Source organism: Candidatus Aegiribacteria sp. (assembly GCA_021108435.1).
GTDB lineage: Bacteria > Fermentibacterota > Fermentibacteria > Fermentibacterales > JCC-6 > Aegiribacteria.
This window is the reverse complement of record JAIOQY010000036.1, coordinates 1-8613: the sequence shown is the minus strand read 5'-3', so window position 1 is coordinate 8613 and position 8613 is coordinate 1. Positions and strand designations below refer to the sequence as shown.

Sequence of the window (8613 nt, the reverse complement as noted above, 5' to 3'; positions counted from 1 at the left end):
CTCATTCGCATGCCTTGTCTGCGAGCGCTTCTACACCGTTTCGTTACGCAACCTGGTGAAATATGCGGATCTGAAAACCCGATAATTCTTTCGGAGAAGTTCTCTTCTCCTTCATCCAGTTGGAGATTGGGATCATATGCATCATAATCTCAAATCATGATCCGGAACAGCAGAGAGTTGCAATATTATTAATGGAGTCTCTTGAAAGAAAAAGAATGACAGGTAGATGGGGAAGGATACTTCATGTTGATCTTTCATCCGGGGAGTACCGGTTTGAGGAGATTGATCCTGATATCTGCCGGTTCTGGATTGGTGGAAAGGGCTTGGCCGGGTATTACCTGTTTCCGGAGATAACCCGTTCCTGGAATGACCCTGAGATGCCGCTTGTCTTTATGACCGGGCCGCTGACCGGAACTCTGGTACCTGCTTCAGGTCGAATCTGTGTTATGTCAAAATCCCCGCTTACCGGAGCTGTTGGAGATTGTTCGGTCGGTGGAAGTCTCGGCTGGCAGATAAAAAAATCAGGTATAGACGGTATTGTCATTACCGGAAGGAGTAAAAGGCTCTGCGGAATCGAGATATATGACGGGAATGTTTCTATTGAAGATGCGGGCTGGCTTTCGGGCGCGGGTACAGACGAGCTTTTCTCAAGTCTTAAAGAAAAAGGATCTGTTGCGGGTACAGGTCCGGCTGCTGAGCACGGAGTTCTTTTCTCATCGATTATGGTTGATGGAACATTTGCCGCTGGCAGAGGAGGACTCGGTCTTGTCAGCGCCTCGAAGAATCTCAAATACATTACAGTCCGAGGAACCGGTATTGTTCCTGTTCATGATCAGGAGAAGCTCCGATCCGCGAGTGAGGATATCAGGAGGCTTGTAGCTGCCACTCCTGCTATAACGGGGGAGCATGGATTGCAGAACTGCGGAACGGCAGCCCTTTATGATCTGATAAGCTGCAGGAGAATGATGCCTACGGCTAATTTCAGGAGAACCTGTTTTGATCCGGCTTCATCCATGAACTCCCATGCATTCTCCAGTCGATACAAACCAAAAAAATACGGCTGCAAATCATGTCATATCCTGTGCAAAAGAATCGGAGAGGATGGAACTCATCTTCCGGAGTATGAAACAATGTCGCATTTCAGCGCATTGATCGAGAATGATGACCTTCGGGCAGTTACCGCAGCGAACATGATCTGCAACGAGACCGGGATGGATACTATTTCCGCTGGTGCGACTCTCGCATGCTTTTCCGAAATAGTCGGAGAGAAACTCACTCCGGATAGAATTGCAGGTCTTTTACTTGACATAGCTTTCGGAAGAGGAGAGGGAAGCGAACTCGGTCAGGGATCATATCGTTTTGGTGAGTCGAAGGGCTGCCCTGATCTATCAATGTCAGTGAAGAGGATGGAACTGCCGGGGTATGATCCAAGAGGAGCGTACGGTATGGCGCTTGGTTACGTTACTTCCACAAGAGGAGCATGTCACCTGCGTGCATATCCCATTAGCCACGAGATACTTAGGAAGCCGGTTGCTACAGACAGGTTTTCTTTTGCCGGTAAAGCCAGGATAGTGAAGATAGCGGAAGATATGAACGCTGTTATCGATTCACTTACCGCATGCAAATTCTTCTTCTTCGGTTGCTCTCTTGAGGAGTACGCGTCAGCCTACTCTGCAGTAACCGGTACTGAAACCTCAGCTCAGGACCTTCTGTCGGCGGGGGAGAGGACTTATTTCAGAGAGAGGATGATGAACGCAAAGTGCGGTTTTACATCGGAGGATGACGATTTACCATCCAGATTCTTCTCTGAAACAGGGAGTTCCGGTGATGGTATTGATATTCCTCCTCTTGACAGAAAGGAATTCCTGGAGACAAGGTCAAAGTATTACCAGGTCCGGGGGCTGGACCAGAAAGGATGTCCTCTGCGGAGTAAAGCTGAGGAACTTGGTCTGGAGGGTCTGCTGTGAAAAGACTTCTTGAGAAGTATTCAGCGAAAATGGTCTCAGCAGGGCTTGCTGAAACAGGTTTTCCTCTTCTTGGCGGTCTTGATGCTGAGCTGGAATGGAACAGGGAAGATTCCGCAATCCCTGTACTTGAGAGAGTATTCAGCGGATTGAGTATAAACTCCCTGCTTTTCTCTCTTCCGGCTGAACCATACCGCTCAATCATTGATTTTCTGGCATCAGGAGATGTGAATTCCATTCAGCCTGAAGATTCTGAAACGCGAACCTTCCTGCATGACCTTCCTGTAATTCGCGATTTCAGTTCAGACATGATAATTGAGAAACTCAGGAAGCGAAAGAGTGTAATCATAAAGGGAAAGGGAATAATTACATGGGGCACTGTAAGTCCCGAACAGGCTTTCATATTCTATAGTTCGGTCTGTTTCGCATGCTTCGTGAAATTCTTTTCAGATTACCTTCGGGACAGCAGAAGAGGTGAAGTTTCGATCGAGCAGGAGAGGGTATTCAGGGTTGCTCTTAACAATCTTGATAGATACCCGGATAAACCTCCCTTACTTATGACTGGACCTTTCCGGAACAAAGAGAATGTTTACAGAGCAGTTGCACAGGCCGGCAGGCTTACAGTAGAGCACAGACTTGTTGATTCCTTCTTCGGGAATGTCTCTCTGAGACGGGGTGATACTCTGTTCATTAGTCAGACAACCTCTTCTCTGGATGAACTGGAAGGTTGTATTGATCCGTGTCCACTGAATGGATCGGCCTGCACAAGTATCACGGCTTCCAGTGAGTTTTCTGCTCACATGGGTATTCTTCGGCATACAGGTATGAACGCGATACTTCACGGTCATCCAAAATTCTCTGTAATAATGTCAATGGACTGTCGCAGGGAAAACTGTGCTTCAAGAGGATCGTGTCACATCCGTTGCCCTGAAGAGCGCTTCATACGTGATGTTCCCATCGTTCCGGGTGAAGTCGGGACAGGTCCTTATGGTCTGTGCAATACGCTTCCATCGGCCATGGAGGGTAGTCGAGGTGTAATAGTATGGGGTCATGGGCTTTTCACGGTATCATTGGATGATTTCAATGGCGCCTTTCGGAACCTGCTTTCAATCGAGAGAATGTGCAGAGAAGAGTATTTCAGGTTTCTGGATTGATCCCGACTACATAATACTGGACACGAAGAGACTTCTCTGTTAGTTACTTATCAATATGGAAAAGACTGATTCCGACAACGGTAACAGGATAGGAATTGATCCCCTGACAGGTCTGCATGACAGATCCTATCTGGATGGAATCAAAGATGAATATCTGCGGAAAGACAGAGCGTGGTCTCTTTTAATGCTTGATATTGATCACTTCAAACTGATCAACGATATTTATGGCCATCTTTCAGGTGACAGAGTCCTGCATCAACTGGCGCTGACTATCCAGGTTAATCTCAAGAAAACCGATACCGCGATCAGGTTCGGTGGTGATGAATTCATGATAATCCTTCCGGATACTGCTGGAGAAGGAGCTCTGGATCTTGCTCAGAGGTTGATATACGAAGCGGGAAGGATGAGTTTCCCATCAGGACTTCATATAAGTCTTTCAATTGGCGTTAGTCAGAGCAGGGAGTCTGACGGTTCCATTCTGGAACTTGTCTCCCGTTCTGACAAAGCTCTTTACCGGGCGAAGGAAGCCGGAAGAGGAAGAGTTTTCTTTTTCACGGAAGACCTTCTGGACACAGAAGCTCCTGAGATCAGTTCAGCCCATATGGTCGGTCGCCGACCTGAACTCCAGAAGCTCCGTCAGATGGTCGAGGAATCAGTCACGGAAACAAGCCGCTTTGCCGTGATTACCGGCGAGGCGGGAGTGGGGAAAAGCAGACTGGTCGATGAGCTGCTGAACTACTGCAGCTTCATGAAGATGCTTGTCGTGAAATATTCCGCCATGGAGCACATCCGACGTCAGCCCTATTCGCTTCTCGTTGAGCCTCTGAAAGATGCCATTTCCGAACTGTCAGATCGTGAGATGGATGTAATCCGCAGGCAGATAGAGCCTGTCCATCCTGCCACGCTGGAGCTTTTCCCGGAGTTTGAAGCGTCAATCATCGATGATACGATATATTTCCGTGAGGAGAGACTGCGTTTTCGGATATTTCGGGATATTGCTGTACTCATTTCAGCCATTTCAACGATGAGACCGCTTATGTTCATACTGGATAATCTTCAGTGGGCTTCGGAGCAGGATATCGGGATTCTTTCCTTTGTTGCGAGAAATACTCCCGATGCACATGTATTCTATCTTTGTCAGATGCGCAAAGATAAAGAATCTGAAACACGGTTCAAGAGACTCGCTGCAATCAGATCATCAATTCCTCTTCTGGTTCTGGATATTCCCAAACTGACGATGGAGGAAACTCGCAATCTTCTTCTTTTTTCTTTGAAGGATCCGAATATCCCAAAGGAAGCACAGGATTTCCTGATATCACAAAGTGGAGGAAATCCTCTGTTCTTGCGCGAATTGCTTATTGCGTGCATTGATTCAGGCTATATCACTGCCGACAGGTCAGGAGAGAAGATTTACAATATTCCGGATGATATAGCGATACCTGAGAGCCTGGGGCAGATAATCACATCGAAATTATCCAATATCAGTGATGAAGCAAGGGATCTTCTGAAGATCGCATCCCTTTCCCCTGATCATTTCAACCTGGCGTTGCTCGAAGGTTTGACCGGAAATGATCAGGTGGTACTTGCCAGGGGTCTTGATAAATGTATAAAGGCCGGGCTGATAGAAGAAGTTCGGGAAGGGAAAAGTGAGATCAGTTTCAGGTTCACGCATGGAGCTGTAAGGGATTTTCTTTCCTCCGAGCTTCCTGATTCTCTGAGACTTACTTACAACCAGAGGATTGCCGGCTATTTCGAGGAGTTTTACAATTCCGGTAAGGAGGATCTGCTGACGACGGTAGCCTATCATTATGCGAGAAGTCAGGATGACTCCAATGCCGGCAGATTTGCTTTCCTTGCAGCTGAACAGGCTTTCTCAAGGGGAGCTAACAGAGATGCCATCGCCTGGTACTCCGTTTTCATTGAAAGAACAGATGAAAAAGAGAACGATGCTGAACTGATGTTCAAAGTTCATATCAATCTTGGAGAAATTTTCTCAATCACAGGAAATATTGATATGGCTGATGAGCATCTTAAGCAGGCTCTGGAACTATCGAAGAAGCCTGTGGAACTGGCAGCAGTGCATTTAAGGCTTGGAAAGAATTACCTCAACAGCAGCAGGTATCCGGAAACTCTAGATAGTTTCGGGCTAGCAACGGAATTATGTCAGGAAAGCGGATTGAAGGATATAGTAGCCCTCAGGATATTTATCGAAGCACTGATAGAAACATCATTCATTTGCAGGCTCAAGGGGCAGTATCCTGAGGCTTTATCCAATCTGGACAGGGTAGCGGAACTGCTGAAAGAATCCAGCAGGGATATACAGGATGATATTATGGCTCAGTACTATACCAGGAGAGCTGACATAATCTCGGAGATCGGTTCTATCGACAGAGCTCTCGGAATTTACAGCAAGGCACTTGATATCTACAGGAAGACAGAAGACCTGCCCGGTGAGGCTACCGTTCTGAATAACATGCACGGGATCTATCTACGTCAGGGAGAGTATGCGAAGAGCCTCAATACTATGGAAGAGGTTATCAGGATCAATCTGATCCTGGATGACAGACTTGGTCTGGCCATCGCCAATTACAATATCGCTGAATACTACCAGAGCATCAATATGCTTGATCTCGCGAGAGAGTACTACGATAAGTATCTTGAGATAAATGACGATATTGAAAACGAGCTGGGTTTCGGATATGGAAGTTATGGTCTGGGGAATCTTTACTGGCTCGAAGGGAGATTTGAGAAGTCAAGGTTGTATTTCGAAGAAGCGATAGAAGTATTTACCAGACTCCACTGTGATGAGATAAGAGCGGAATGCAAGCTGATGATAGTTCAAATATGCATGAAAACCGAGAAGTTTGAGAGCGCAAAGGAAATACTGAGATTACTTAACGATGAGGGTTCGTTCAGTTCCGGCACGGAAGACAGTATCCTGTTTGTAAAAGGATTGGTCTATATGTCCTCTCCGGATACTGATGCTGAATCACTCAATCAATCTGTGGAATGTTTCAGGCAGATCATCGAATCTTCGCAGGACAACTCTGAAATAGAGATTGCCCTGTACTACAGTTCACTGGCCACCGCGTACGGAAAACTTGACCTGAACAACGAGATGAAGAAAGCTCTGAAAACAGGATCAAGAAATCTTGCAGATAAGCTGGGCAGGATACAGTCCTATTCCATCAGGAACAGTATCATGACCCGCCGTGAGATTGTTGAATTCAAAGCACTATGTTCGAAGTGCGATGTTACTTTCCCGCCCGATGGATATGCATTCGATCGCAATAGATGATTTACCCGCAAATTTCACCAGAATTCTACTACAGCGACGCATAAAGCTGCGTCTACGTCGTTATGCTCATACATCCGTCCTCGACGTACTATCTAAGTACGCCTGTGGAGTCTGTATTCGCAAGCCTCGTATACACAACTATCTGCGACGCTTCGAAACGAATGCTGGCAAAATGTGCGGGTTAACCCGCAAATTTCAGCAGGATTTTTCCGGTTTCTTTTTTAGTTTATATATTCCCGGTAACGGTAGAATTCATCTGTTCTAAATTTACTGATTAAGAGGTTCGGAATGTACTCAAACAGGTTATGCGGCATCCTCAGGTCAAATCTGGAAAAGACCGAGAAGAGCGGGATGTTCAAGAGAGAAAGGGTCATTACGACAAGACAGGGGACTGTTGTTAATGTATTCAATTCCGGAGAAGTACTCAATTTCTGTTCAAATAACTATCTTGGTCTTTCAGGTGATCAGAGGCTGGTTGACAGAGCATGCGAAATACTGAAATTGAGAGGTTTTGGCCTTTCTTCTGTGCGGTTTATCTGCGGTACCCAGGATATTCACCGGGAACTCGAAGAGAAGATAGCTGTCTTTCTATCCAAAGAGGATGCGATACTCTATTCAAGCTGCTTCGATGCCAATGGAGGGTTATTCGAACCTCTGCTGACCGATGAGGATGCGATCATTTCCGATCAATTGAATCACGCATCGATAATTGATGGTATAAGATTGTGCAAGGCAAAAAGATATCGATACAGTCATGTTGATCTTGAGGATCTTGAAGCTGTTCTCATCCACGCTCGGGGAGCAAGAGTCAAAGCGATCGTTACCGATGGAGTATTCTCGATGGATGGTGAAATTGCTCCTCTTCCCGGAATATGTGACCTGGCTGAGAAGTATGATGCGCTTCTGATAGTGGATGATTCACACGCTACAGGATTCGTAGGTGAGAACGGAAGGGGGACACCGGAGTATCACGGAGTGATTGAAAGAGTGGACATCGTGACATCCACTTTCGGAAAAGCACTCGGAGGTGCTTCCGGAGGTTTCGTATCCGGGCCGGCTGAAGTGGTGGAAATGCTAAGACAGCGGTCCAGACCATACCTGTTTTCAAATACCGTAGCTCCCGTAGTTGCGGGAACCACACTTGCCGTTCTGGATCTGATAGAAGAATCGAGTGTTGAAAGAGACAGACTGCGCGATAATCAGAGACGATTCAGAAAAATGATGACAGAAGCCGGTTTCCGAATAGTGAAGGGAGATCATCCCATTGTACCAGTGATGTTCGGTCATCTGCCCAATGATGCCGCGCTGGCTCAGAAGTTTGCTGATGAACTCCTTGAATCAGGTATTTACGCCATAGGTTTTTTCTACCCGGTAGTGCCCAGAGGGAAGGCCCGAATAAGAGTACAGCTTTCAGCTGCACACACTTCTGAACAGATTGATCAATGTGTATCTGCGTTTAAAGTGGTTGGGCATAGACTGGGCGTAATCTGAGTATTTCTGATCTTTGCACTTGACAAAGTACTTACAATCATGAAGATACCCACTATGAGTACAAATATTGTAAACTCTGGAGAAGCGCTGTTCGGTAAGATCAGAAGGGAACTCCTCTGTCTGTTCTTTCTTAATCCTGACAGATCGTTTTATCTTCTTGAACTCGTGGCAATCCTGCAGACGGGACGTGGCGGGGTTCAGCGCGAACTGGCCAACCTGACTGAGTCAGGAATCATCAGAAGAGAGAAAGCAGGCGTTAAAGCCTTCTTCAGGGTAGCAGATGATTCAGCGATATTCGCTCAAATGCAGAATCTCATTGAAAAAATGACTGATATCAGAAAGATGATTTCATCAGCAGTGAAATCTGCTGAAAAAACAATCCTTACTGCAATTCTTTCCCCGATTATCCTGAGTGATAGTATCCGTTCTGTAAAATTGCTGATAGTCCGCGATGAAATCAATGAACTTTTTCAAAAGGAAATTGCTCGAATTCAGCTTCTGACAGGAATAGAAATTCAAATGGAGATTGTGAGACAATCTGAACTGAGTGCATATATAAATGAGCACTCTCTTGAGGAATGGATCTCTCCTGGAACGGGATTTCTGCTGGCTGGAAGACCTGAGGATCTGACTCCTGAAAAACCTGAAGAAGAATCAGTTATTGAAGAACCGGATCTTTTCTCGGGATCCGGTTTTAACTGGTAAC

Annotated in this window: 5 protein-coding genes; all 5 read left to right on the top strand. The window is 46.2% G+C overall.

Annotated features, from left to right (window positions below; translation table 11 throughout):
* The first annotated feature begins 215 nt into the window (after positions 1 to 215).
* The 5 genes from K8R76_02380 (at position 216) to K8R76_02360 (ending at position 8612) form a co-directional block, all read left to right on the top strand.
* A complete protein-coding gene (locus tag K8R76_02380; GenBank protein ID MCD4847020.1) occupies positions 216 to 1967 on the top strand; it encodes an aldehyde ferredoxin oxidoreductase family protein in 1752 nt (583 codons plus the stop codon).
* Entirely contained in the window at positions 1964 to 3118 is a 1155-nt protein-coding gene (locus K8R76_02375) for a class II aldolase/adducin family protein (GenBank protein ID MCD4847019.1), read from the top strand. The genes K8R76_02380 and K8R76_02375 overlap by 4 nt, the downstream gene beginning before the upstream one ends.
* A gap of 55 nt (positions 3119 to 3173) precedes the next feature.
* On the top strand, positions 3174 to 6416 hold the full coding sequence (locus tag K8R76_02370; GenBank protein ID MCD4847018.1) for a diguanylate cyclase: 3243 nt from the start codon (positions 3174 to 3176) through the stop codon (positions 6414 to 6416).
* Positions 6417 to 6704: 288 nt separating this feature from the next.
* Positions 6705 to 7907, top strand: a complete 1203-nt coding sequence (gene kbl / locus K8R76_02365) for a glycine C-acetyltransferase (GenBank protein MCD4847017.1) — start codon at positions 6705 to 6707, stop codon at positions 7905 to 7907.
* A gap of 54 nt (positions 7908 to 7961) precedes the next feature.
* On the top strand, positions 7962 to 8612 hold the full coding sequence (locus K8R76_02360; GenBank protein ID MCD4847016.1) for a hypothetical protein: 651 nt from the start codon (positions 7962 to 7964) through the stop codon (positions 8610 to 8612).
* Position 8613: the final 1 nt, after the last annotated feature.